The following is a 1,547-nucleotide window of genomic DNA, read 5'->3' as shown; positions in this document are numbered from 1 at the left end:
TGCGGAAGTTGTCGATCGCCCGCTCCACGATGTCCTCGCGGTCGGCCGAGACCTTGGCGATGAAGCCCGCCAGGTTGGCGATCAGCCGCTGCTTCTCCTCCTCGGAGAACAGCCGGTAGAGGGTGCCGGGCAGGGGGGGGGGGGGGGGGGGGGGGGGGGGGGGGGGGGGGGGGGGGGGGGGGGGGGGGGGGGGGGCGGGGGGCGCGCTCGGCACGGCGGTGGTCACGGAGGCGCCGGGCGCGGAGACGGTGGCCACGGAGGCGCTGGTCACGGAGGTGCTGGGCGCGGGTGGCAGCGAGGTGGGCGCCGGGCGCGCGGGGGTGAGCGCGGGGCGCACGGACTCCACGACGGGCGTGGGCGCCTGGGCGGGTGCCGGAGCCACGTGGGTGACCAACTGCTGCGGGATCAGCATCACCACACCGGTGCCGCCGCGTGCGGACGGCCGGAAGGAGATCTGCAGCCCGTGCTTGCGCGCCAGCACGCCGACCACCGCGAGACCCAGCCGGGTACCGGCGGACAACGTGGCGAGGTCCAGCGGCTCGGCGGAGACGGCGCGTTCGGCCCGGCGCAGCCAACTGTCGCCCAGGCCCAGGCCGCTGTCCTCGACGGTGACCGCCAGACCGGCCGACACCTCCTCGACGTAGACGTGCACCTCGGCCGGCGGGGCGGAGAAGTTGGTGGCGTTGTCCAGCAGTTCGGCCAGCGCGTGCATCACGCCCTCGGCCGCGAAGCCGACCACCGCCGCCGTGCTGGCGTTGTGCAGCCGCACCCGCTGGTAGGCGCCGATCCGGCCGAGCGCGCCGCGCAGCACCGACTCCACCGCGATCGGCTTGGCCCAGCGACGGCCGGAGCGGGCGCCGGTGAGCACCGCGATGCCGTCCGCCATCCGGCCCGCCTGGGCGGTCGAGTGGTCCAGTCGCAGCAGGTCGCCGAGGACCTCCTCGTCGTGCCGGTGCTGCATCTCGCGCAGTTCGGCGTGCATGCTCGTGGCCAGTGCCTGGACCCGGCCGGCGGCGGTCGCGCAGACCGCGAGCGCGGCGGCCCGCAGTCGCTCGCCGCGGCCGATCTCCTCACCGACGGCACGCAGCAGCGCGTACTGGGGGTGCTTGCGGTGCGTGGACAGCGCGCTGTCCACGGACGCGCCCCCACGCAGCTTCTTCACCACCTCGGGCAGCACGCCCTCGGGGATCCGCTCCAGTTCGGCCCGCTCGGCGGCGACCCGCTCCCGCTCCGCCACGGCCTCGGCCCGTTCGGCGTCCAGCTCGGTCCGCAGCCGGGCCAGCTCGGCGCGCACGGCGGTGACGTCGGCCTCCATCCGGACCTGCTCGGCGCGGGCGGCGTCCCGTTCGGTGAGCGCGGCGGCGGCCCGGTCCTGGGCCGCCGTCTCGGCCTGCCGGGCGGTGCCGGCGGCGACCAGCGCGGCCCGGGTCTCCTGGTGCTGGGCGGCCAGGTCCTCGGTCAGCCGGTGGGCGCGCTCGGCGCCGCTCGCGGCCAGGCCGACCACGATCAGCCAGAGCACCGCCACGGCACCCACCGCGACGGCGGTG

General features: G+C 77.1%; 1 protein-coding gene. It reads right to left on the bottom strand.

Annotated features, from left to right (window positions below):
• Nucleotides 1–1,462 (bottom strand): ATP-binding protein (locus BG452_RS34570; protein ID WP_411293070.1); only part of this gene is annotated, 1,462 nt, incomplete at its 3' end.
• Nucleotides 1,463–1,547 lie beyond the last annotated feature (85 nt).

It is taken from the genome of Streptomyces sp. CBMA123, from assembly GCF_014596465.1.
In the GTDB taxonomy this organism is placed as follows: Bacteria; Actinomycetota; Actinomycetes; order Streptomycetales; family Streptomycetaceae; genus Kitasatospora.
The sequence above is the reverse complement of the archived record's forward strand: the minus strand, read 5'-3'. Positions and strand labels throughout refer to the sequence as shown.